The 21,219-nt window shown below is 66.7% G+C and carries 25 protein-coding genes; 12 read left to right on the forward strand and 13 right to left on the reverse strand.

Annotation, left to right across the window (positions count from 1 at the left end):
• Positions 1-3: 3 nt before the first annotated feature.
• Together VET27_RS19915 and VET27_RS19920 are read right to left on the reverse strand one after the other, a co-directional pair.
• Complete coding sequence (locus tag VET27_RS19915) at positions 4-657, reverse strand: TetR/AcrR family transcriptional regulator (protein ID WP_526521241.1); 654 nt, start codon at positions 655-657, stop codon at positions 4-6.
• 131 nt (positions 658-788) lie between these two features.
• On the reverse strand, positions 789-1,469 hold the full coding sequence (locus VET27_RS19920; RefSeq protein ID WP_526521243.1) for an O-methyltransferase: 681 nt from the start codon (positions 1,467-1,469) through the stop codon (positions 789-791).
• Positions 1,470-1,646: 177 nt separating this feature from the next.
• On the opposite strand from VET27_RS19920, the gene sigE reads away from it, so the two are divergent.
• From sigE to tatB, 4 genes are all read left to right on the forward strand, one after another.
• Positions 1,647-2,417, forward strand: coding sequence for an RNA polymerase sigma factor SigE (gene sigE / locus VET27_RS19925; RefSeq protein ID WP_526521245.1), 771 nt, complete (start codon positions 1,647-1,649; stop codon positions 2,415-2,417).
• 112 nt (positions 2,418-2,529) lie between these two features.
• The gene (rseA, locus tag VET27_RS19930; RefSeq protein WP_526521247.1) at positions 2,530-2,925 is read left to right on the forward strand and encodes an anti-sigma E factor RseA; all 396 of its coding nucleotides are present in this window, start codon (positions 2,530-2,532) and stop codon (positions 2,923-2,925) included.
• A 70-nt stretch (positions 2,926-2,995) separates the two neighbouring features.
• On the forward strand, positions 2,996-4,495 hold the full coding sequence (gene htrA / locus VET27_RS19935) for a serine protease HtrA (RefSeq protein WP_526521249.1): 1,500 nt from the start codon (positions 2,996-2,998) through the stop codon (positions 4,493-4,495).
• Between the two features lie 3 nt (positions 4,496-4,498).
• On the forward strand, positions 4,499-4,918 hold the full coding sequence (gene tatB, locus VET27_RS19940) for a Sec-independent protein translocase protein TatB (protein WP_526521251.1): 420 nt from the start codon (positions 4,499-4,501) through the stop codon (positions 4,916-4,918).
• On the opposite strand, the gene VET27_RS19945 is transcribed toward tatB, so the two are convergent.
• The 4 genes from VET27_RS19945 to VET27_RS19960 all read right to left on the reverse strand — a co-directional run bounded on the left by VET27_RS19945 (position 4,915) and on the right by VET27_RS19960 (position 9,310).
• Positions 4,915-6,072, reverse strand: coding sequence for a P-loop NTPase (locus VET27_RS19945; RefSeq protein WP_526521253.1), 1,158 nt, complete (start codon positions 6,070-6,072; stop codon positions 4,915-4,917). The genes tatB and VET27_RS19945 overlap by 4 nt on opposite strands.
• A 21-nt stretch (positions 6,073-6,093) precedes the next feature.
• Positions 6,094-7,338, reverse strand: a complete 1,245-nt coding sequence (locus VET27_RS19950) for a lytic transglycosylase domain-containing protein (protein ID WP_526521255.1) — start codon at positions 7,336-7,338, stop codon at positions 6,094-6,096.
• Between the two features lie 110 nt (positions 7,339-7,448).
• A complete protein-coding gene (locus VET27_RS19955) occupies positions 7,449-7,985 on the reverse strand; it encodes a DUF1003 domain-containing protein (RefSeq protein WP_526521257.1) in 537 nt (178 codons plus the stop codon).
• Positions 7,982-9,310 carry a magnesium transporter MgtE N-terminal domain-containing protein gene (locus VET27_RS19960; RefSeq protein WP_526521259.1) on the reverse strand — a complete coding sequence of 443 codons (1,329 nt, stop codon included), beginning with the start codon at positions 9,308-9,310 and terminating at the stop codon, positions 7,982-7,984. Before VET27_RS19960 ends, VET27_RS19955 begins: the two co-directional genes overlap by 4 nt.
• Positions 9,311-9,335: 25 nt before the next feature.
• Between VET27_RS19960 and VET27_RS19965 the strand changes: the two genes are divergently transcribed.
• Positions 9,336-10,295, forward strand: a complete 960-nt coding sequence (locus tag VET27_RS19965; protein ID WP_526521261.1) for an HpcH/HpaI aldolase/citrate lyase family protein — start codon at positions 9,336-9,338, stop codon at positions 10,293-10,295.
• On the opposite strand, the gene VET27_RS19970 is transcribed toward VET27_RS19965, so the two are convergent.
• Genes VET27_RS19970 through VET27_RS19980 form a run of 3 tightly spaced genes read right to left on the reverse strand, consistent with a single transcriptional unit; the run spans position 10,289 to position 11,718 of the window.
• Positions 10,289-10,858, reverse strand: coding sequence for a DUF4190 domain-containing protein (locus tag VET27_RS19970; RefSeq protein WP_526521263.1), 570 nt, complete (start codon positions 10,856-10,858; stop codon positions 10,289-10,291). The genes VET27_RS19965 and VET27_RS19970 overlap by 7 nt on opposite strands.
• On the reverse strand, positions 10,855-11,142 hold the full coding sequence (locus VET27_RS19975; RefSeq protein ID WP_526521264.1) for a DUF4190 domain-containing protein: 288 nt from the start codon (positions 11,140-11,142) through the stop codon (positions 10,855-10,857). Before VET27_RS19975 ends, VET27_RS19970 begins: the two co-directional genes overlap by 4 nt.
• 39 nt (positions 11,143-11,181) lie before the next feature.
• A complete protein-coding gene (locus VET27_RS19980) occupies positions 11,182-11,718 on the reverse strand; it encodes a DUF4190 domain-containing protein (protein WP_526521266.1) in 537 nt (178 codons plus the stop codon).
• A 124-nt stretch (positions 11,719-11,842) separates the two neighbouring features.
• On the opposite strand from VET27_RS19980, the gene VET27_RS19985 reads away from it, so the two are divergent.
• The 6 genes from VET27_RS19985 to VET27_RS20010 all read left to right on the forward strand — a co-directional run bounded on the left by VET27_RS19985 (position 11,843) and on the right by VET27_RS20010 (position 17,455).
• Complete coding sequence (locus VET27_RS19985) at positions 11,843-12,355, forward strand: general stress protein (RefSeq protein ID WP_526521268.1); 513 nt, start codon at positions 11,843-11,845, stop codon at positions 12,353-12,355.
• A 200-nt stretch (positions 12,356-12,555) separates the two neighbouring features.
• Positions 12,556-13,953 carry an ABC transporter substrate-binding protein gene (locus VET27_RS19990; RefSeq protein WP_526521270.1) on the forward strand — a complete coding sequence of 466 codons (1,398 nt, stop codon included), beginning with the start codon at positions 12,556-12,558 and terminating at the stop codon, positions 13,951-13,953.
• Positions 13,950-14,852 carry a carbohydrate ABC transporter permease gene (locus VET27_RS19995; RefSeq protein ID WP_526521272.1) on the forward strand — a complete coding sequence of 301 codons (903 nt, stop codon included), beginning with the start codon at positions 13,950-13,952 and terminating at the stop codon, positions 14,850-14,852. The genes VET27_RS19990 and VET27_RS19995 overlap by 4 nt, the downstream gene beginning before the upstream one ends.
• A 12-nt stretch (positions 14,853-14,864) precedes the next feature.
• Positions 14,865-15,689 (forward strand): carbohydrate ABC transporter permease, encoded by an 825-nt coding sequence (locus VET27_RS20000; RefSeq protein ID WP_526521296.1) that lies wholly within the window; start codon positions 14,865-14,867, stop codon positions 15,687-15,689.
• 3 nt (positions 15,690-15,692) lie between these two features.
• Positions 15,693-16,865, forward strand: a complete 1,173-nt coding sequence (locus tag VET27_RS20005; RefSeq protein WP_526521274.1) for an ABC transporter ATP-binding protein — start codon at positions 15,693-15,695, stop codon at positions 16,863-16,865.
• Positions 16,862-17,455, forward strand: coding sequence for a suppressor of fused domain protein (locus VET27_RS20010; RefSeq protein WP_526521276.1), 594 nt, complete (start codon positions 16,862-16,864; stop codon positions 17,453-17,455). The genes VET27_RS20005 and VET27_RS20010 overlap by 4 nt, the downstream gene beginning before the upstream one ends.
• A 17-nt stretch (positions 17,456-17,472) precedes the next feature.
• Here the strand turns inward: VET27_RS20010 and VET27_RS20015 are convergent, their stop codons facing one another.
• The 3 genes from VET27_RS20015 to VET27_RS20025 all read right to left on the reverse strand — a co-directional run bounded on the left by VET27_RS20015 (position 17,473) and on the right by VET27_RS20025 (position 18,886).
• Positions 17,473-17,994, reverse strand: coding sequence for a hypothetical protein (locus VET27_RS20015; protein WP_526521278.1), 522 nt, complete (start codon positions 17,992-17,994; stop codon positions 17,473-17,475).
• A 173-nt stretch (positions 17,995-18,167) separates the two neighbouring features.
• Positions 18,168-18,503: a hypothetical protein gene (locus tag VET27_RS20020; protein ID WP_526521280.1), complete on the reverse strand. Its 336-nt coding sequence runs from the start codon at positions 18,501-18,503 to the stop codon at positions 18,168-18,170.
• A 107-nt stretch (positions 18,504-18,610) separates the two neighbouring features.
• Complete coding sequence (locus VET27_RS20025) at positions 18,611-18,886, reverse strand: nickel-binding protein (protein ID WP_526521282.1); 276 nt, start codon at positions 18,884-18,886, stop codon at positions 18,611-18,613.
• A 224-nt stretch (positions 18,887-19,110) separates the two neighbouring features.
• On the opposite strand from VET27_RS20025, the gene VET27_RS20030 reads away from it, so the two are divergent.
• Entirely contained in the window at positions 19,111-20,088 is a 978-nt protein-coding gene (locus VET27_RS20030; RefSeq protein ID WP_526521284.1) for an AraC family transcriptional regulator, read from the forward strand.
• Here VET27_RS20030 and corA read toward each other — a convergent pair whose 3' ends face one another.
• Positions 20,089-21,192, reverse strand: a complete 1,104-nt coding sequence (gene corA, locus VET27_RS20035) for a magnesium/cobalt transporter CorA (RefSeq protein ID WP_526521286.1) — start codon at positions 21,190-21,192, stop codon at positions 20,089-20,091.
• Between the last annotated feature and the right edge of the window lie 27 nt (positions 21,193-21,219).

Genomic DNA, 21,219 nt, shown 5'->3' on the forward strand with positions numbered 1-21,219 from the left:
CGATCACTCCTCCGTGGACGTAGCGATGGGGATGCCTGCGGCCTGTTGCGCCGTGAACGCGTCGTACATCGTCGAATCGGTCAGCAGGCCGTGGGTATGGAGCTCGAGGGCTGGTAGCACCATCTCCTGGGCGTAGTCGTGCAGCACTGCTCGAATGTCGGTGGGACGGTCGTGCATCTGCAGATACAGCAGGAAGCCGCCACCGCCGACCATTGCCAGGAACTTGGCTCTGCCCTTGGGGTCGCGGCTGGGCTTGATGGTGCCGGCCCGCACACCCTCCTCGATGTACTGCTCGGCGTCATCGATCATGTTGTGCCACAGAGACTTTGCGAGTTCGCCACCGGACTGCATGCTGCGGACCAGGTAGGCCATCAACGGTGCGAATGACTCGATCTCTGCCATCTGCGCGAACCACGCGGCGGGGTCGGCCGACTGAATGTACTCGCTCTTGGCGGCGCGGATGGATTCGGCGACGAAGTCGTCGCACGACCGCCGCAAGCCGTCCTTCGAGCCGAAGTGGTGAATCACCAGGGCGGCGCTGACGCCCGCGGCCTTGGCGATGACGCGCAGGCCGACGTCGAAGCCGTGTTCGCCGAACTGTTCGATGGCCGCGTCGCGGATGCGGGCGGTCGCTGTCAGGTCATCGACTGAACGCATGTTTAGTACGCTAAACGAGCGTTTAGTCGGCTGTCAAGAGTCGATGCCACGGTCTGCGGTGAGGGTGCTCGCTACTCGAAGTCTTGCGCCAAGGGCGCAGAGTGGGCGCGCAGGCTGGGGCGGCAGAGCTGTCAGTCGCGGGCGGCGGCCAGCAAGCCGTCACCCAGAGGCACCAGCACCGGCGTCAGCCGTTCGTCCTCGGCGATGATCCGCGCGGCTTCGCGCACCGCGATGACGTCCCTGTCGCTGGCGCTCGCGTCGCCGGCCCGGCCACCAAGGGCGGCGCGGTGGATCACGATCGCGCCACCGGAGCGCAGCAGACGCACCCCTTCGACGACGAACTGAGGCTGGTCGGCCGGATCGGCGTCGATGAACACCAGGTCGTAGGACTCGTCGGCAAGCCTCGTCAACACGTCTTGCGCCCGGCCGCTGATCAGCCTGGTCCGCGAGGCTCCGATGCCCGCCTCGGCGAACGCCTGCTTGGCCAGGCGCTGATGCTCGGGTTCGACGTCGATCGTGGTCAACACTCCGTCGTCCCGCATGCCCGACAGCAGCCACAGTCCGCTGACGCCCACACCCGTCCCGACTTCGACGACCGCCTTGGCGCGCGCGACCTTGGCCAGCACGCTCAAGAACGCGCCCACCGCGGGAGTGACGGCCCCGGCGCCGCTGTCGTCTGCGCGCTCTCTGGCCGCCGCGGTCAGCGCGTCCTCGGAGATCGAGTGTTCGGCGTGGGCCACGATCGCCTCCGCGCGGCTTGGTCGTGCTTCCGTGCCCCCGGCCTGACCCGTCGGATCGTCACTGCTGGCCATGCCCGCAGCGTAGAGCGAACGCGGAGCGGTCCGCGCCCCGACACGCCCGCGGCCGAACGGAAGATTCCAACGTGATTCGGCTGGTTTCCGCAGTTCGCACGGTGGGCCATCGACATTCTTAGGAAAAGTTCAGTTCGCTCATATGCGGGGCTCACCACGGTCGGGGACGGTAGGCGCATGGAAAACGGCGGAAGCTGGGGACCCGGGAATATCCACGGCGGCGAATCGGTTTCCGCGGGTATGGGAAAGGGAACAACTCTCGGCACCCGCGCTAGTGACCTGGAGGATCCGACGACCACCGCAAGCACGTCACCCGTATTCATGGCGCACTTCGAGCAGGCCGGCGACAGTGACTGGGTGGAGCCGTCAGAGGAGATGTCTGGCACTGCGGTGTTCGACGCCACCGGCGACAAGGCCACCATGCCCTCGTGGGACGAGTTGGTTCGTCAGCACGCAGACCGGGTGTACCGCTTGGCCTACCGGCTGTCCGGCAACCAGCACGACGCGGAGGATCTGACCCAGGAGACCTTCATCCGGGTCTTCCGATCGGTGCAGAACTACCAGCCCGGCACGTTCGAGGGCTGGCTTCACCGCATCACGACCAACCTATTCCTGGACATGGTCCGGCGCCGCAGCCGCATCCGCATGGAAGCACTGCCGGACGATTACGACCGCGTCCCCGCCGAGGACCCGAATCCCGAGCAGATCTACCACGACGCCCGACTGGGTCCCGACCTGCAGGCGGCGTTGGACTCGCTGCCCCCGGAGTTCCGTGCCGCGGTCGTCCTGTGCGACATCGAAGGCCTGTCCTACGAGGAGATCGGCGCCACCCTCGGGGTGAAGCTCGGCACCGTGCGCAGCCGCATCCACCGTGGTCGGCAAGCGCTGCGCGAGTATCTGGCAAACCACCCGGATGCGTACGCCGAGGGCGTCGCGAGAACGGCCTGACTCATTGGTGGTGTCTATTGGATGTTCGAAGCCGCCAGCCGCGCTACATTCGAACGTGGAAGCGTCACCGTGTGGTGAACTGGACTGAATGAGTCCGGAGAGGAGCTGGTCGATGGCCGACCCGGGACACGTGTTCCGCCGTGCATTCTCTTGGCTGCCCGCTCATTTCGCGTCGCAGAGTGACCAGCCGGTGGGTCCCCGCAGGTTCGGCTCCACCGAGCACCTCTCCACTGAGGCCATCGCCGCGTTCGTCGACGGCGAGCTGAGGATGGGCGCCCACTTGCGGGCGGCGCACCACATGTCGCAATGCCCGCAGTGCTCGGCCGAGGTGGACGCCCAGGGGCAAGCTCGCGCAGCGTTGCGGGACTCCTGCCCGATCGTCGTACCGACGTCGTTGCTCGGGGCGTTGTCCGAGATCCCGTACCATGCGCCACTGGACCCGCCGGTGCAGGATGTGGCTTCCCAGTTGGCTGCTGACGCGCCGCGCACTCGCCGCAAACGCCGGTAGGGTGAATGTTGGGCCAAAGGCAACGGCGTGCGTCGGTGATGGCGCGTGCTCTGACGGAGAGTGAACACGGGTGACCAATCAGGACCAGTCCGGAAATCGTCCCCGCATGGAGCCGAAGCCCGTCTCCCGCCCGCCCGTCGATCCGGCGCAGACCCGGGCGTTCGGACGGCCCAGCGGCGTCACCGGTTCCTTCCTCGGTGCGGACGAACACCGCGACCAGGGGGAGTACACCCCCAGGGATCAGGCGCCGGATTCCGTCCTCGCCGACGCGTTCGGCCGTCCCGACGGAGTCTCGGACACCCTGCAGCGCCATCCGGCCGACGCGGGCGCACTGAAGGCCGAACACGACCGCGACTTCCCCGAGGAGCCCGCCGACCCGTGGCGCGACCCGTCGGCCGCCCCCACGCTCGGTGTGCCCGCACAGCCCAAGCCGGCGCCCGCCGCGGCCAACGAGGTTCCGATGGGCAAGCTCGGGGTCCGCGACGTGCTGTTCGGCGGCCGCGTCTCCTGGGCCGCGTTGGGGATCATCGTGATCGTCGCGCTGGTCATCGGTGGCATCGGCGGCGTGATCGGCAACAAGACCGCCGAGATAGTCCCCGCCTTCACCACGTCGAAGGTGACGTTGCAGACCGACGGCAGTGCCGAGGAGCCGACCAGCAGGTTTGCCGAGGTGGCGTCCGCCGTCGCCGATTCGGTCGTCACGATCGAGGCCACCAGCAAGGGCGAGGGTTCGCAGGGCTCAGGCGTCGTCGTCGACGGTCGCGGCTACATCGTGACCAACAACCACGTCATCTCCGACGCTGCGAAGAACCCCGCCGACTACCAGATCTCGGTGGTGTTCAACGACGGCCACGAGGCCCCGGCCAACCTGGTGGGTCGCGATCAGAAGACCGACCTCGCCGTGCTGAAGGTCGACAACGTCGACAATCTGGTGGTCGCCCGGTTCGGTGATTCCGAGAAGCTCCGGGTGGGTGAAGAGGTGATCGCCGCGGGCGCCCCGCTGGGCCTGCGCAGCACCGTCACCCACGGCATCATCAGCGCACTGCACCGCCCCGTCCCCCTGTCCGGCGACGGATCGGACACGGACACCGTGATCGACGGCGTGCAGACTGACGCGTCGATCAACCACGGCAACTCAGGTGGCCCTCTGATCAACATGAACTCTGAGATCGTCGGTATCAATACGGCTGGAAAGTCGTTGTCGGACAGCGCAAGTGGTCTCGGCTTCGCCATCCCGGTCAACGAGGTCAAGGAAGTCGTCGAGGGACTGATCAAGGACGGCAAGATGTCGCACCCGACGCTCGGCCTCAATGCCGTGTCGGTGAGCAACGACGTGGCCTCCGGTGCCTTGATCAAGAACGTCGTGGCAGGTGGTCCTGCAGACCGAGCGGGCGTCAAGGAGAACGACGTCGTCGTCAAGGTGGGCACCCGTTCGGTGGCCGACGCCGATGAGATGGTCGTCGCGGTGCGCCAGCTGAAGATCGGTCAGGATGCGCCCATCGAGGTGATCCGCGACGGGCGGCCCGTCACGCTGACGGTGAACCCCGGCTCCGACAACCCTGCCGCATAACCGATGTTCGGCAACGTCGGCTGGGGCGAGATGTTGGTGCTCGTCGTGGCCGGCCTGGTGATCCTGGGCCCGGAGCGGCTTCCGGGCGCCATTCGATGGACGACCGGCACCCTGCGCCAGGTCCGTGAGTATCTGAGCGGCGCGACCAGTCAACTACGCCAGGATCTGGGCCCGGAGTTCGAGGATCTGCGCCAACCGCTGAGCGAGTTGCAGAAGCTGCGGGGGATGACGCCACGAGCCGCCCTGACCAAGCATCTGCTCGACGGCGACGACTCGTTCCTCACCGGGAACTTCGACAAGCCGGAGAAGCCCGTGTCGCCGGGGCAGCCGCAACCGCAACCACCGCAGGCGCCGAGTCAGCCGCAGGCGGAGACGGAACCACGTTCGCCCGGGGCGACGCCGTTCGACAGCGACGCGACCTAACGGCCGACCGGGTTCAGGCCGAGCGACATTCCCGCCAGGCTGCGCTTGCGTGACGTGAGCGCATCGGCGATGGAGCGCAACTCCCTGCCCGCTGCGGAGTCCGGCGCACTGATGACCAGCGGCACGCCCGTGTCGCCCGCCGCCACCAGTGCGGGGTCCAACGGAACCTGGCCCAGCAGCGGCACGTCGGCGCCCATGGATCTCGTGAGGTTCTCGGCCACCTGCTTGCCGCCGCCCTCCCCGAACAGGTTCATCACGGTGCCGTCGGGAAGCGTCAGGCCCGACATGTTCTCCACAACGCCGACGATGCGCTGACGCGTCTGCAGGGCAATGGCGCCCGCGCGCTCGGCGACCTCGGCGGCCGCCACCTGAGGCGTCGTCACCACCAGGATCTCGGCGCCGGGAATCAGCTGTGACACGGAGATGGCGATGTCACCGGTACCCGGGGGAAGGTCGAGCAGCAGCACGTCGAGGTCGCCCCAGTACACGTCGGCGAGGAACTGTTGAAGCGCCCGGTGCAGCATCGGCCCGCGCCACACCACGGGGGTGTTGCCCTGAGTGAACATCGCGATCGAGATGACCTTCACGTCATGGGCGATCGGCGGCAGGATCATCGATTCGACCTGGGTGGGCCGGTCCGCGGTGCCCATCATGCGCGGCACCGAGTGTCCGTAGATGTCGGCGTCGAGCACGCCGACCGACAGTCCGCGTGCGGCCAACGCAGCCGCGAGGTTGACCGTGACGCTGGACTTGCCGACGCCACCCTTGCCGGAGGCGACCGCGTACACGCGGGTCAGCGATCCGGGTTGCGCGAAGGGGATCACCGGCTCCCGGGCGTCACCCCGCAACAGTTTGCGGAGCTCGGTGCGCTGCTCGTCGTTCATGACGTCCAGGGTGACCTTGACGGCGCCGGTGCCCGGCACGTCGACGACGGCCTGCTTGACGCGGTCGGAGATCTCGGTTTTCTTCGGGCACGCCGACGTGGTCAGGTAGATCTCCACGTGGACGGCGTGGTCGGCGTCGACGGTGACGTCCTTGACCATGCCGATCTCGGTGATCGGCCGGCGGAGTTCGGGGTCGATGACCTTGGACAGTGCCGATCGCACGGCCGATTCCAGGTCTTCGGAGTCATTTACTGGTGGCGGAGACATCATCCGCGAGTGTATGCGCAGCCGTCAGTTGGCTGGACCGGGCACCGGGCCCGCCGGTGGCGGTGGCGGCGGCGCGTCGAACGGCAACGGCGGTGGCGGAGCCGGCGGCGGGAACAACGGGGGTGGGAACTGCGGGAGGGGAGGTGCCTCGGGAAGGGGCGCGGCCACGGCCTGCGGGGTCAGGCAGAAGACCTGGCAGTTCTGCTGGGGTGCCGGAGCTTGCGGGGTGAGGCAGAAGACCTGGCAATTCTGTTGCGGCGCAGGAGGAACGCCCGCGCCGGGGCCAGGCGGGATGCCCAATCGGTTGGCGCCGCTCACGTCCACGAGTGCCAGCGAGGCGAGGGGGTCGTTGGCAGGCAACCCGATGCCCGGACCGAGGCCCTCGGGGTTGGAGTCGAGGTGTGCGTCACCGATCGGCGGAGCGACTCCGATCGGCGGCAGATCGATCGGTGCCACACCCGTGGCGTAGGCGGCCGCCCAGCCGAGCACGTTCTGGGCGTAGGCCATCGAGTTGTTGTAGCGCAGGATCGCCGACAGCACCTGAGACCGATCGCGCAGGTTCAGGTTGCCGCTGCACAGGTACCGGGCAGCTCCCAGCGAGGCGTCGTACAGATTCTGGATGTCGGCCTTGCCGTCTCCGTTGGCGTCGGACGCATACCGCGCCCAGGTGCCCGGCAGGAACTGCATCGGGCCCATCGCTCTCGCGTAGGTCACCCGGCCCGCCTGGACGTTCTGCACGATGACCTCGTTGCCCGCGAGAGTGCCGTCGAGCGCGGGACCGAAGATGCCCTGGACCGGCGTGCCCCGAGGATCGGTGGCGCCGCCGTTGGCGTGTAGCGACTCGATGCGGCCGATTCCCGCCAGCAGGTTCCAGCTCACCCCGCATCCCGGATACGCCGACGCCATCATGCGTTCGGCGTTGCGGTAGGCGCTGAGTGCGATCGCCGGAATGCGGAGGTTGCCAGGCGAGCTCACGACGATCGGCGGCGGGGGAGCCGACAGGGTCGCCATGGCGAAGCGGAACGGGGTCGGCGGTCTGGAGGCCGCGACGACGACGACGACGCCGGCGTCGTCACCGGTTCGTGCCACCGCCGCCAGTGGCGTGATGCCGTCATCGGCTACGGCGTGCCTCGGCGACGGCGCGGACGCGCCCACCGCCAGCACGAGGACCAACGGAGCGATTACCGCGACGCCGAAGGCTGGCGTGCGCATGATGCGACGCGCCTGACGTCGCATTGCTGCGTAGGCGGACTCGCCCCCTATGTGCACTCGACCGTCCTAGATCCGCGATGACCAAACGATGCGCTGGCAAACACACCGTCAAACGTTGTGAATCAAGTCACCATACCGATTCGTGTTGCGCGTGTTGCAGCAATGGTCTAGACGGGTTCATCCCAGTTGCGTGGGCTCTTCGAACCCGACTGCTTCTTGGGCTTCTGCGACCTCAATTCGTCGAGGAGTTCGCGCACTTCCTCGAGTTCGCGGCGGAGGTAATCGCGCGTGACTACCTCGCCGACCGCGATGCGCAGCGCAGCGAGTTCGCGCGCGAGGTACTCGGTGTCGGCCTTCGTCTGCTCGGCCCGGCGTCGGTCCTCCTGCAGTGACACCCGGTCGCGGTTCTCCTGACGGTTCTGCGCCAGCAGGATCAGGGGCGCGGCGTACGCCGCCTGCGTGGAGAACGCGAGATTGAGCAGGATGAATGGGTATGGGTCCCACTGCAGCTTGACGGCGAACAGGTTCAGCGCGATCCACACGATGACCAACATGGTCTGCATGGCGAGGTAGCGACCCGTGCCGAGGAACCGCGCAATCGACTCGCTGACCTGACCGACCGCCTCGATGTCCACCCGCGGCGTGAACCGCCTGCGCCGCGTACGAGGGGTGTCCAGCCGTTGCCGCGACGACAGGTCGCTCACGACGGACCTCCGGGCGTCGGCATCGCGACGTCGGTCAGTTCACCCGGGTCGGGCAACTCGGGATCCTCGGGCCGTGCCCGCCAGTCGTGCGGTAGCAAGTGGTCGAGCACGTCGTCGACGGTGACGGCGCCGAGCAGATGCTTCTCGTCGTCGACCACGGGCCCGCACACCAGGTTGTAGGCGGCGAAGTAGCGCGTCACCGATGCCAGCGTCGTCTCGGGATCCAGGCTGGGCAGATCGGAGTCGATGATCCCGCTGACCAGGGCCGCCGGAGGTTCCCGCAGCAGGCGTTGCAGGTGCACGCAGCCCAGGTAGCGACCCGTGGGAGTAGCGGTCGGCGGCCGCACGACGAATACCAGCGAGGCAAGGGCCGGGGTGAGGTCGGGATCCCGCACCCGGGCCAGCGCCTCGGCCACGGTGGTGCCGGGACCGAGCACGACGGGCTCCGGGGTCATCAGGCCACCCGCGGTGTCGGGGGAGTGCTTCAGCAGTCGTCGCACCGGCTCGGAGTCCTCGGGATCCATGCGCGCCAACAGCGCCTCGGCCGCCGAAGCGCCGAGCTCGCCGAGCAGGTCGGCCGCGTCGTCGGGGTCCATGGCCTCCAGAACGTCGGCGGCGCGCTCGGCGTCCAGCCGCTCCAGCAGGTCGGCCTGTTCGCTTTCGGGAAGCTCCTGCAGCACGTCGGCGAGACGTTCGTCGTCGAGGGCGTTGACGACCTCGTAGCGACGCTTGGCGGGCAGGTCGCGGATGGCGTCCGCGACGACGATGGGCCGCTGCCCCTCGAACTGCGCCAGCAGGTAGGCGACACCCTGGCCGGGCAACGACATCGCCGAATGGGTGAGGCCGGTCACGTTCTGCCAGTCGACGATGTGGACTGCCGTACGGCGGCCGAGCCTGCGGTGGCTGCGCACCGCCACCCTGGTCACCACCCAGTCCCTGGTGCGGATCTGCTCGATCGCGAGGTCGACCACGACGAGGTCGACGTCGGCGAGCTGCTCGAGTTCGGGATCCTGCACGCGCACGCGGGTGTCGAGCACCTGGCCGAAGACCAGAACCTCGCCGGGCCGCTGCGCGAAGCGGCGCAGTGACACGTTGGCGGTGGTGAGCGTGACGGCATTGGGCTCGATCGCCGTGACTCGCAGCAGACCTACGAAAATTCTTCTGCGAGTGAGCAATTCGACGACGAGCCCAAGGACGCGCGGTTGTTGGCGGCCGATGCCGATGCTGATCACCACATCGCGGACGCGGCCGATCGACTCACCGTCGGGGCCGAGTACCAACATCCCCGCGAGTCGGGCCGCATAGACCCTGTTCACCGCCACCATGGAACAAAGAGTAGAGAGTGATCTCGTGGAGAATCGATATCGCCCCCGTAGAACCTGCCTTTCGGTTCCTGGCAGTAGCCCGAAGATGATCCAGAAGGCCAAGGGACTGCCCGCCGATCAGGTGTTCTTGGATCTCGAGGACTCGGTAGCGCCAGATGCCAAGGCGCAAGCCCGTGTTCAGGTGGCGGCCGGTCTGGCGGAGGCAGGCTGGGCGGGACAACTGCGCGGGGTGCGCGTCAACGACTGGACGACACCGTGGACGCACGCCGACGTCATCGACGTAGTCGCGGCCGCAGGTGCCCATCTCGACGTCGTGGTGCTGCCGAAGGTGACCGACGTCGCTCACGTACAGGCCCTCGACCTCCTGCTGACCCAACTGGAGATCACCCACGGATTGCCGGTGGGGCGGATCGGCATCGAGGCGCAGATCGAGAACGCCCAGGGTTTGACCAACGTCGACGCGATCGCGGGGGGACCGCGGGTGCAGGCCCTCGTGCTCGGCCCCGCCGACATGATGGCGAGCCTGAACATGCGCACCCTGGTGGTCGGCGAACAACCCGAGGGGTACGACGTAGGCGACGCGTACCATCACGTGTTCATGCGGATTCTGGTGGCTGCGCGCGCGCAGGGCATCAATGCGATCGACGGTCCGTTCCTGAAGGTGCGTGACGTCGAGGCGTTCCGGCGGGTGGCGGGCCGGGCAGCGGCGCTCGGATACGACGGCAAGTGGGTTCTGCACCCCGATCAGATCGCGGCGGGCAACGAGATCTTCAGTCCCCGCCGGGACGACTACGACCACGCCGAGCTGATCCTGGAAGCCTACGAGTGGCACACGTCGCGAGTCGGTGGGGCCAGGGGCGCCGCGATGCTCGGTGACGAGATGATCGACGAGGCGAGTCGCAAGATGGCTCTGGTCGTCGCCGGCAAGGGTCGGGCCGCCGGGATGGACCGCACCGCGGCCCCGTTCGAGCCGCCGAATCAGTAACCGTACGGCGAGGTGGACGTGACGGCGATCGCGAAGATGATGACGACCGCGTAGAGCAACCAACCCGCGACGGCGAGCGCACCGACGATGACTCCCGCCAAGGCCATGCCATGGCCCTCCTGGCCGGTTCGCTTCGTTTCGCGCATCGCGATGATGCCGAGGATCAGGCCGACGATCGAGGGCACACCGCAGAAGAACAGTCCGGCGAGGGAGGTGACGAGCGCCCCGATGGCCTTGCCGTTGGTGCCTTGCGGCCGAACCTGGGCGTAGGGGTCGTAGGCGTAGCCGTATCCGCCCGCGTACTGCGGCGGATAACCGGGCGCCGGCATGCCGGGCGGCGGGTAACCCATCTGGGGGTAGCCGGGTTGTGGGTAGCCCGGCGGCGGATAGCCGGGCTGCTGGAAATCGGGTTGCTGGAATCCGGCTGCGGCGCCGTAGTTCGGCGGCGGCACCACCGTGTCGGACGGATAGTCCACTGGCGCATGGGGATCGACTCGCGGAGGGGAGTCCTCCAATGGCGGATATTCGCGGCCGTGCTCCGGTTCGTCGGATCCGGTACTCATAACGTGCTCAGTCCCATCACGATTCCGATCATGCTCAATAGCAGGGTGAGGGCGCCGACGAAGATTCCGGCGAGTGCCAGGCCGCGGTTCTCGCCTGTCACGGCAACCTGGTTGAGGGCGTAGACGCCGAGTCCGATGCCGATGATCGAACCGAGCCCGAACAGAGTGACCACCGACGACACCAACGAGGCGATGGCCGTTCGGTTCGTCCGCCTCGCCGGTGCGGGAAGTTCGACGGCCTCGGTTGCGCCGGCCTGCTCTGCCGTCCCGTCGGGCGGTGTCATGGTGTCCAACCTAGCGCTCACGCACATCTGCCGATCCCGTCAGTACGAGAAGAACGTCGCCGAGTAGAGCAGCACGACGACCAGCCCACCGATCAAGCAGACGCCTCCGATCGCAATGCCGGCGATCGCCATCTCCCTGCCCCTCTGGTGGCAGCTGCCAATCGGGTTCAGCGCCACGATCCCCAGGATGACGCCGACGATCGAACCGACGAAGGGCAGACACATGAAGTACGCCGGGATGCCGACCAGTGAGCTCACCAGCGAACCGATCGCCATGCCGTTCGTGGCCGGCTGACCGCAGTACGCCGGCGGGTACGGATTGCCGTACGGGTAGCCGTAGGGACTGGGATGCGGGGCCTGGTACGAGTTGTGGGGGAGGTACGGCGGAGGCGGCGGGTAGGCGCCCTGAGGCATCTGTGACGGAGGCGAATATGCAGCTGGCGGCGCTGGGTAGACCGCAGGCGGGAGCGTCCCGTAATAGACGGGCGGGTACTCGAAGAAGCCAGGTGGCGGGTACGGCTGCCCGCTCGGCTGCTGACCCGCCGGATCGCCGGGGAAGCTTCCCGGGTGACTCATGGGGTCAACCTACCGCAGCCAAGTTCTTCCAGCGTTCGTCGGGCAATCGGCACCTATCGCGGACGTCGAGCGTTGACAATGAAGATGCGGCACCACTCGAACACGACATGACGGGGACCAGAAGATGACGAACCCACTTCAGAATCCAGGGCGGGCTCGACAGAATCCCGGACGTGGTGGTTTCGCTGCGCTGCCGACCCCGCCGAAGGGTTGGCCCATCGGCTCGTACCCCACCTACGCCGGGGCGCAGCGTGCCGTCGATCACCTGTCGGACCAAGAGTTTCCCGTGCAGCAGGTGACGATCGTCGGTGTCGACCTCATGCAGGTCGAGCGGGTCACCGGTCGGCTCACGTGGCCGCGGGTGCTCGGAGGCGGCGCGCTGACCGGCGCGTGGCTGGGCCTGTTCATCGGACTCGTCCTCGGGTTCTTCGGTCCGAGCCCGTGGGGCGCGCTCATCGCCGGACTGGTGGCCGGCGTGTTCTTCGGCCTCATCACCTCTGGACTCCAGTACGCGATGGCTCGGGGCACAAGAGATTTCAGCTCGACGATGCAACTGGTTGCCGGACGCTACGACGTGCTGTGCGACCCGCAGAGCGCCGAGCAGGGCCGAGACATACTGGCGCGCTTGACTATCTAAGAGCGGACGACCGGTACCGGGCGGTTCGCAGCCGACATTACGGTGCGCGCCGGGAGTTTGCGCACGAGTGCTCGGTGCGACGCGCCAAGGTTGCTGCAGCATCACGATTTCGACGCGCGGGCGCGGAAGTGTTGCACATCACGCATAACTCGCTCTACGGTTTGCCCCGCGGGAGGAACTCGCGCGGACAGGAGGCGTTGGTGCGCGTTGGGCGGCTATGCGCTGCGGCGTTGGCTGGGCTGACGACGGCGTCGATGGTGTCGGCATGCGGTAACCAGAATGACGGCACCGTCATCAACTACTACACGCCGGCCAACGAGATGGCCACCTTCACCGCGGTAGCCAAGCGTTGCAACGAACAACTCGGCGGCCGCTTCACCATCAAGCAGATCAGCCTGCCGAAGGGCGCCGACGATCAACGGCTGCAACTTGCGCGCAGGCTCACCGGAAACGACAAGTCCCTCGACGTGATGGCGCTCGACGTGGTGTGGACCGCCGAGTTCGCCGAAGCCGGTTGGGCATTGCCGCTGTCCGACGATCCGGCCGGTGAAGCCGAGGCCGACGCGCGGGAGAACACGCTTCCCGGTCCGCTGAAGACCGCCGAATGGCAGGACCGGTTGTACGCCGCACCGATCACCACGAACACCCAATTGCTCTGGTACCGGGCTGATCTGATGGAGAAACCACCAGAGACCTGGGATGCGATGGTCACCGAGGCGACCCGGTTGCACGATGAGGGCAAGCCCAGCTGGATCGCCCTTCAGGCCAAGCAGTACGAAGGCCTGGTGGTGTGGTTCAACACGTTGCTGGTCAGTGCGGGTGGCCAAGTGCTCTCCGATGACGGCAAGACGGTCACGCTGACCGACACGGCCGAGCACCGCGCCGCGACGGTGAAGGCCTTGCAGATCATCAAGTCGGTGGCCACCGCACCGGGCGCGGATCCGTCGATCACCCAAACCGACGAGGGCACCGCGCGACTGGCGCTCGAACAAGGCAAAGCCGCGCTGGAGGTCAACTGGCCGTTCGTGTTGCCGTCCATGCTGGAGAACGCCGTCAAGGGTGGTGTGCCCTATCTGCCACTCAACGAACGCGAGGATCTCAAGGGCAGCATCGACGACCTGGGGACGTTCAAACCCACGGACGAGCAGTTCGATTCGGCCTACGACGCCAGCAAGGAAGTCTTCGGTTTCGCGAACTATCCGGGCGTCGTCCCCGGTGAGCAGGCGAGGGTGACGATCGGCGGCCTCAACCTCGCGGTGGGCAAGAACAGCCAGCACCGGGCCGAGGCGTTCGAGGCCATCCGTTGTTTGCGCAGCGTCGAGAATCAGCGCTACACCTCCGTCGAGGGCGGCCTGCCCGCGGTCCGAGCGTCGCTGTACGACGACCCGGCGTTCCAGCAGAAGTACCCGCAGTACGCGATCATCCGCGAGCAGCTCACCAACGCCGCCGTGCGCCCGGCAACGCCGGTCTACCAGGCGGTCTCAACCCGGATCTCGGCGACGCTGGCTCCGATCACGGCCATCGATCCGGAGCGCACCGCCGACGTGCTTGCCGATCAGGTGCAGAAGGCCATCGACGGCAAGGGTCTCATCCCGTGACCGCACCGGCCGCGGACGCCACCGACGACCGAAAGTCGGAGCGCCGTCTGGCGTTCTGGCTGATCAGCCCCGCCGTGCTCCTGATGCTGGCGGTGACTGCGTATCCGATCGTCTACGCCGTGTGGCTCAGCCTGCAGCGCTACAACCTCGCGGCGCCCGACGACACCAAGTTCATCTGGTTCGACAACTACGCGACCATTCTCGGTGACCGCTACTGGTGGACGGCCTTCGTCGTGACGCTCGGCATCACCGTCGTGTCGGTCGCCATCGAGTTCGTCCTGGGGATGGCGCTCGCGCTCGTCATGCACCGGACGATCTTCGGCAAGGGCGTCGTGCGCACGGCCATCCTGATCCCGTACGGCATCGTCACCGTGGCGGCATCGTACAGCTGGTACTACGCCTGGACGCCTGGCACCGGCTATCTGGCCAACCTGCTACCCGTGGGCACTGCGCCGCTGACGGAGCAGCTCCCGTCGTTGGCCGTCGTGGTGCTCGCCGAGGTGTGGAAGACGACGCCGTTCATGGCCCTGCTCCTCCTGGCGGGGCTGGCGCTCGTACCGCAGGATCTGCTGAACGCGGCCCAGATCGACGGTGCCGGCGCGTGGAAGCGGTTGACGAAGATCATCCTGCCGCTCATCAAGCCGGCGATCCTGGTGGCGCTCTTGTTCCGCACGCTGGACGCGTTCCGCATCTTCGACAACATCTACGTGTTGACGGGCGGTGCGAACGACACCGGGTCGGTGTCGATCTTGGGCTATGACAACCTGTTCAAGGCCTTCAACCTCGGCCTGGGTTCGGCGATCAGCGTCCTGATCTTCCTGACCGTCGCCGTGATCGCGTTCATCTACATCAAGATCTTCGGCGCATCGGCACCCGGTGCGGACGAGGAGGGTCGCTAGATGAGCGAGCGGGTGAGTCCTGGCCGCGCTACGGGCTGGACCGTCGTCAACGTGCTGGTGGTGCTCTACGCCGTGTTCCCCGTGCTGTGGATTCTGTCGCTGTCTCTGAAGCCGACGTCAACGGTCAAGGACGGCAAGCTGATTCCGTCGCAGGTGACGTTCGACAACTACAAGGCGATCTTTCGGGGCAACATCTTCACCTCGGCGTTGGTCAACTCGATCGGCATCGGCCTGATCACCACGGTGATCGCCGTCGTCGTCGGAGGGATGGCCGCCTACGCGATCGCCAGGCTGGCATTCCCCGGCAAGCGTACGCTGGTGGGCGTCGCGTTGCTGATCGCCATGTTCCCCCAGATCTCGCTCGTGACGCCACTTTTCAACATCGAGCGCAGGATCGGCCTGTTCGACACCTGGCCCGGCCTCATCATTCCCTACATCACGTTCGCGCTGCCGCTGGCGATCTACACCATGTCGGCGTTCTTCAAGGAGATCCCCTGGGATTTGGAGAAGGCGGCCAAGATGGATGGTGCGACGCCGGGGCAGGCGTTCCGCAAGGTGATCGCTCCACTGGCGGCGCCCGGCATCGTCACCGCGGCCATCCTGGTGTTCATCTTCGCGTGGAACGACCTGCTGCTCGCGCTGTCCCTGACGGCGACCCAGCGGGCCATCACGGCGCCCGTAGCCATCGCAAACTTCACGGGCAGTTCGCAATTCGAAGAGCCGACCGGATCGATCGCGGCGGGCGCGATGGTGATCACGGTGCCGATCGTCGTCTTCGTACTAATCTTCCAACGACGGATCGTTGCCGGTCTGACGTCCGGTGCGGTGAAGGGGTAGTTCATGGCCGAAATCGTGTTGGACCACGTAACGAAGAGTTACGCAGGAGGCGCGGCGGCGGTGAAGGATCTGTCGATCACCATCGCCGACGGTGAGTTCGTCATCCTCGTCGGGCCGTCGGGCTGCGGTAAGTCGACCACGCTGAACATGATCGCTGGCCTCGAGGACATCAGCTCGGGCGAATTGCGGATCGGCGGGGACCGGGTCAACGAGAAGGCGGCCAAGGACCGCGACATCGCCATGGTGTTCCAGTCGTACGCGCTCTATCCGCACATGACCGTCCGGCAGAACATCGCCTTCCCGCTCACCTTGGCGAAGATGGGCAAGGCGGACATCGCCACGAAGGTCGACGAGACGGCCAAGATCCTCGATCTGACGGAGCTCTTGGACCGCAGGCCGGCCCAACTGTCCGGTGGCCAGCGCCAGCGCGTCGCGATGGGTAGGGCAATCGTCCGCAAGCCCAAGGCCTTCCTGATGGATGAGCCCCTGTCCAACCTGGACGCGAAACTCCGCGTACAGATGAGGGCCGAGATCGCGTGGCTGCAGAACCGTCTCGGCACCACGACCGTCTACGTCACGCACGATCAGACCGAGGCCATGACGCTCGGGGACCGCGTCGTCGTCATGCTGGCCGGTGTGGCGCAACAGATCGGCACGCCCGACGAGCTCTACCACCGTCCGGCCAACCTGTTCGTCGCCGGCTTCATCGGATCGCCGTCGATGAACTTCTTTCCCGCCACATTGACCGACGTCGGCGTGCGGCTGCCGTTCGGCGACATCACGCTGATGACCGAGGTCCACGAGATGTTGGCCCGACATCCCAAGCCCACCAACGTGATCGTCGGGGTTCGGCCGGAGCGGCTCCAGGATGCGGCGCTGATCGACACCTACGCCCGGATCCGGGCGTTGACCTTCCCCGTGTCGGTGGACCTGGTCGAGTCACTCGGCTCGGACAAGTACATTCACTTTCACACCGAGGGCGAGGGCGCCCAGGCGGCTCAGCTCGCCGAGTTGGCCGTTGAGTCCGGAGCGCGTGAGAACCAGTTCGTGGCAAGGGTTCCGGCCGAGTCGAAGGCGCTGGCGGGGCAGACGGCCGAGTTGGCCTTCGACACCTCCAAGCTGACGCTCTTCGACGCGGACACGGGTGCCAACCTGTCGATCCCACCCGCCGAGTGACGGACGTTCTGGGCGAGGTCCGCGCACGACTGCGCGAGTACTTCGACCGGATCGGCGCCACCGGTGAGCCGTCCGTCGCCAGCGTGACGTTCCTCGGTGCCGAGTCGATCGACGTGCTGCGCTTCGGGCCCGACGCGAACGACACTCATCACCATGTGTCGCTGGGATGTTCGCGGTATCCGATGCTCGATCCGACCGCGATGGTGGTCGACTCGGTGAGTGGTCCGCGAGCGGAGGTCGTGGTACCGCTGCGGGGGCCGACGCCGACGGGTCTGGCACGGTCGATCGCGGTGGTGGCGGCAGCGCCTGCGGTCGAGGGTCTGGTGCTCGCGCCCGACGCTCTCGTCGATCTCGAGACGCCACTGTGGGAGGCGGCGCCGTTCACTGCGATGTTGTTGGGGCCCAGCGACATCGACGACGTCGTGCTTCCCGCGCCATACGATCCGGTCACGCTGTTGTCGGCGACGCCGATCACCCCGACCGAGGCGGCCTGGGTGCGGCTCAAGGGTGCCGAGGCAATGCGGGAAGCCTGGCGCACAGACGGCGTCGACGTGCGCGATCCGCGGCGGCCGGCCGCCAGCCCAACCTGACCGGCGGGAGTCGACGGTCAGAAGTCGCCGTTGATGCGGTTGCTTTCCACCTTCGAGATGGTGCTGCCGTTGCGGTCGAGGAAGCGTGCACCGACGTAGATCTCGTCGTGGCCGGCGTCGCCGATGTTCTCCAACGTCCCGCTGTCCTCGTCCAGCTGTGCATGTGTCAGCGCGGTAGCGCGTTCGAAGTGCAGGCCGTCGGGCGCGGCGAAGGTGGTGGTGGGAGTGAGGGGCCCGAGGAGCAGGTCGTCGTCGTTGGTGTCGTCACCCCAGTACCGCAGCGCGAAGAGGTCGTCGTGGTGGTTGATCGTGTCCTGCGCGGCGGCCTGGGACATCGAGACCAGGCCGTCGACGTAGATCACCTGCTCCATGAAATTGCCGCCTGGAGAACGTGACGAGTCGCTCACGGCCATGCGGATCGAGGTCGACATCGACAGGTACGCAGGCTCCGCCTCGGCAGGCGACGCTGCCAGGATGGTGCCAACGCCGAGGGCTAGCGCGGCGACGGCAGCGGTGGCCGTCATGGATGTGTTCGACATGGGTGTTCCTTCGTCTTGATGGAGTGCGAAGCGGACGATTCGCTCAGATGATCGGAATGCGCGGGTTGGTCCCGTTCTTGACCTCGGTGCCGTCGTCGCGTCCGTCGTGATCGGTGTCCTTGCGGTCGGGATCGGTGCGGTAGGTGTTCTTCTCGTCGTCCTCGGACAGTCCGTCACCGTCGGTGTCGACCGGCTTGGGCTTCTCTGCTGGCGGCGCGGGGGCCGGCGCGGGGGCCGACGGCTTGGCGTTGGGCCTGGTTCGTCGGACCCGTGTAGTACTTATGTAGCTCGTCACCGTCGTTGAGGAAGTCGCGGTCGGAGTCGGGGTTCTGCGGGTCGGTGAGGCCGCGCAGCTCGAACTCGTCGGTGAGCCCGTCACCGTCGGAATCCACTGCGGCGCTTGCTGTGGCGGGCACCAGCACCGAGCCGATGACGACGGGGCCCGAAAGTAGGACGCCCGTCGCGGCGGCAATCGCCAAGCGTCTGGACATGCGGGCGTTTCTGGACATGATGGTGTTCCTCGTGTGGTGTTCGAAAGGGGAATGCGAATCAGGGCGCGACGTCCTCGAGAGCCGATGACGGGGCAACGCGCGCAACGTCTTCGGTGGGTAGCGGCCTACGCTTGACCGGTGGACGGATCGATGACGGCACCGACCGCGTGTATCGCATCGGCGGGCAGGCCGGCTAGCCGCGCGTGTTCTCGGACGGCCTCGACGTCCTCGGCGATGTAGACGCAGAAGATCTTGTCGTCGGTCACGTAGCTCTGCTGCCACGTCACCCGGGGTGACATCGCGGCGATGACTTCGTTCGACATGGCCGACGCCGCGCGGAGCTCGTCTGCGGACAGTTTGCCCGCCCCTGGCATGGTGCGCTCGATGACATACTTCGACATGGGTTCGTGCCCTTTCGTTTTGGTAGTTCACCCACCCGGTGAGTGATACGGCTCGCGTCCGTATGCGGTTCACCCGGGCAGTGAGTTGGCGACTTTCTCTTGGCTCCGTCGTTGACGGGGACTTGATGTGTGACACCATCAGCCTCACGGAGGAAGGGGGCGCCGCCAATGACCGGGCAACCGCCGCTCCTTGCCGAAACACCGAGTTCTGTCGGCCCGGCTCCGTGACCGACTTGGAACCGCCGACCCCTAGCCCACTTCGCGTCGCGTTGGAGAAGCTTCGGCTGGACGGCGCCATCTTCTTCCGCGCCGAGTTCACCGAGAACTGGGCATTCGAGTCGCCGTTGAAGGACCTCACGCAGGCGCTGCGCCCCGGGGCGAGAAGCATGATCCTGTTCCACATCGTCGCGGCGGGGCGATGCTGGATCTCGATTTCCGGCGGCGAAAGGCACTGGGCGAATGCGGGCGACGTGATCGTGTTGCCCTACGGAAGCGACTACCTGATGGGCGGGGAGGAGGACGCCACCGTCGTCCCGATACTCAACCTGATGAGCGGACCGCCTTGGCTTTCCATGCCGGTGCTCGAACACGGTGCAGGTGGCAGTCGCACCGACATCGTCTGTGGCCACATGTATTGCGACGAACCGCTATTCGACCCGGCCATGCGCGCGTTTCCGCCGGTCTTCGTCGTGCGCGTGCCGGAGGGGCCCGCCGCGCGCTGGGTCGCCTCGAGCATCACCTACGCGCTGGCCGTCACGACGGAGTCGTTGCCTGCACCGCCGGCGTCGACGCGACTTCCCGAGCTACTGCTCACCGAAGTGCTCCGCATTCACCTCGCAACGGCTCCGATGGCCGAACATGGCTGGATCGCTGCGCTGCACGACCGTGTGCTGGCGCCGGCGATGGCGGCGTTGCACGCCGAGCCGGAACGCAAGTGGACCGTCGCCGAACTCGCCGGCGTCGCAACGGTTTCCAGATCAGTTCTCGACCAACGCTTCCGCGACGTTCTCGGCCGTTCGCCCATCAGGTACCTGGCCGAGTGGCGAATGCACCTCGCGGACGACTTGCTGCGCACCACCGATCTGAGTGTCGCTGCGGTCTCTCGGCGCGTGGGGTACGAATCCGAGGAGGCTTTCAGTCGGGCGTTTCGGCGCCGTCACGGCAGTTCGCCCGGGGCTTGGCGGTCGCAACAGCCGCGGTGACTACAACCAATGGTTGCGGCGGAAGGTCACGTACAGCGCCGTACAGACCATCGCCATCACCGTCAGCACCGCCGGGTAACCCCACACCTGATGCAGTTCGGGCATGTGGTCGAAGTTCATTCCGTAGATGCCGGCCAGCGCCGTCGGCACCGCCGCGATGGCGACCCACGCCGAGATCTTGCGCATGTCGATGTTCTGCTGCATCGACACCTTGCCCACCGCGGCCTGAACCAGCGAGCTCAGCACCTCGTCGTAGCTGGCGATCCGGTCGGAAGCCTGCGTGTTGTGGTCCAGGACGTCACGCATGTACCGCCGGACCTCCTTTGAGATCAGGTCGTTGTGGTCTGAACCGATCCGCTGCAGCGCCAACGTCAGCGGGCTGACTGCCCGGCGCATCTCGACGACCTCCCGCTTGAGCAGGTAAATGTGCTCGATGTCGGTGGAGCTGTTCGGGGAGAACACGTTCTCCTCCATCGCGTCGATGTCGTTCTCGACGAGATCGGTGACCTCGAGGTAGGAGTCGACGACGTGGTCGGAGATCGCGTGCATCACGGCGTACGGGCCGAGCGCGCAGTGGGCGGGCGCGTTGTCCATCCGGCGACGCACCCCGGCTAGCCCGCCATGATCGCCGTGCCGAACCGTGACCACGAAGTTCGGCCCGACGAAGATCATGATCTCGCCGGTCTCGACGATTTCACGGGGCTTGGCGACCGACTCGTGCTCGACGTAGGTGATCGTCTTGAGCACCAGGAACAGGGTGTTGTCGTAGCGCTCCAGCTTCGGTCGCTGATGAGCGTGCACCGCGTCCTCGACGGCCAACTCGTGCAGGCCGAAGACGTCGGCGACGGCCTGCATCTGATGCTCGTCGGGTTCGTGCAGGCCGATCCAGACGAATGCCGAGACGCCGTCGAGTTCGAGCTCGCGGACCTTGGCCAGCGCGGCGGCGTGGGTGTACTTGCCAGGCAGTCGTTTGCCGTCGGCGTAGACGCCGCAGTCGACCATCGCCCTGGCGACGGGCACGTGGATCGAATGGGCATCCGGCCCGGGCAGGCGACGGTTCGCCGGCCGCAGCATCGACGGCTGCAAGGCGCGGAATGACGGCACATCGACCTCCCCTCAGCGGGCAGAGCA

The sequence above is a fragment of the Mycobacterium sp. genome (assembly GCF_035633495.1).
GTDB lineage: Bacteria > Actinomycetota > Actinomycetes > Mycobacteriales > Mycobacteriaceae > Mycobacterium.